This window comes from Tolypothrix sp. VBCCA 56010 (assembly GCF_050875635.1).
Classification (GTDB): domain Bacteria; phylum Cyanobacteriota; class Cyanobacteriia; order Cyanobacteriales; family Nostocaceae; genus Hassallia.
This window is the reverse complement of the sequence record NZ_JBPAOH010000334.1, coordinates 1-1,584: the sequence shown is the minus strand read 5'-3', so window position 1 is coordinate 1,584 and position 1,584 is coordinate 1. Positions and strand designations below refer to the sequence as shown.

At 49.5% G+C, this 1,584-nt stretch carries 2 protein-coding genes; both read left to right on the top strand.

What is annotated here, in order from left to right; all coding sequences use genetic code 11:
- The coding region (locus AABK37_RS41265) for a hypothetical protein (protein ID WP_432557158.1) at positions 1–249 on the top strand (249 nt) is incomplete at its 5' end.
- A 38-nt stretch (positions 250–287) separates the two neighbouring features.
- Positions 288–1,400: a D-alanine--D-alanine ligase family protein gene (locus AABK37_RS41260; protein ID WP_432557157.1), complete on the top strand. Its 1,113-nt coding sequence runs from the start codon at positions 288–290 to the stop codon at positions 1,398–1,400.
- Positions 1,401–1,584 lie beyond the last annotated feature (184 nt).

Sequence of the window (1,584 nt, the reverse complement as noted above, 5' to 3'; positions counted from 1 at the left end):
ACAGGGGGACAGGGGGACAGGGGGACAGGGGGACAGGGGGACAGGGGGACAGGGGGACAGGGGGACAAGGAGACAGGGGGACAGGGGGACAGGGGGACAGGGGGACAAGGAGAATTTTTGAATAATACTCCCCAAGTCGTCCCCCCCTCTCCCCATCTCCCCCCATCTCCCCCTCTCCCCATCTCCCCCCATCCCCCCCCTCTCCCCATCTCCCCATCTCCCCATCCCCCCATCTCCGACAACTTATGATAGGCTATCTGCATTTGAGGAGTGTAGAGGTGTGGCAAATGTCAAAATTGCGGGTGGGATTGCTGTTTGGTGGTCGTTCGGGAGAGCATGAAGTTTCGATTAGTTCAGCACGAGCGATCGCTCTTGCCTTAAGTTCAGAAGAAAATGTTAACAAGTACGAAATACTTCCTTTCTACATCCAAAAAGATGGACGTTGGTTAGCAGGGGATGTACCGCAACAAGTTTTAACAACAGGTATTGCATCGCAATTACCGGAAAATGAGACACCAAGCGCGAATTCTTTATTATCAACAACAAAAAATAATCTTAGCCGTTGGCAATCTCCCTCTCAAGTTGCCGAGGTAGATGTTTGGTTTCCAATTCTCCACGGTCCCAACGGTGAAGACGGTACAATTCAAGGATTACTCAGCTTGATGCAAGTTCCCTTCGTCGGTTCTGGGGTGTTAGGTTCGGCGCTGGGTATGGATAAAATTGCCATGAAAATGGCGTTTGCTCAAGCGGGATTGGCACAAGTTAAATATGTAACCCTGACCAGAGCGCAAATTTGGTCAAATCCTTGTATATTTCCCAAATTGTGTGATGAAATCGAAGCAACGTTGGGCTATCCGTGTTTTGTCAAACCTGCTAATTTAGGTTCATCGGTGGGTATTGCCAAAGTGCGATCGCGTTCAGAATTAGAAGCCGCTTTAGATAACGCTGCCAGTTACGATCGCCGCATCATAGTAGAAGCTGGAGTCGTCGCACGAGAAGTAGAATGTGCCGTTTTAGGAAACGATCAACCCCAAGCTTCTGTCGTCGGCGAAATTTCTTTTGAAAGTGATTTTTACGATTATGAAACTAAATATACTGAAGGTCTAGCAGATTTACTGATTCCGGCACAGTTGCCAGATTCTGTTACCCGTCAAATTCAGGACATGGCTTTGCAAGCCTTTGCAGCCGTTGATGCTGCTGGATTGGCAAGGGTGGACTTTTTCTATGTCGAAGCCACAGGAGAAGTATTAATTAACGAAATCAACACCTTACCAGGCTTTACAGCCACGAGTATGTATCCGCAATTGTGGGCTAAAAGTGGAATTCCCTTCCCCGAATTAGTCGATCGCTTGATTCAACTTGCTCTTGAGAGACATTCAACACCCGAACCGAGAGAATAAGAAGACTGGGCATTGGGCAATCGGCAATTGTTTAATGGGCAATGGGCACGCTCGAATTGGGAATTGGGAATGAGAGATTTTTCCGATGCCCGATGCCCGATGCCCGATGCCCGATGCCCGATGCCCGATGCCCGATGCCCGATGCCCGATGCCCGATGCCCGATGCCCGATGCCCGATGCCCGA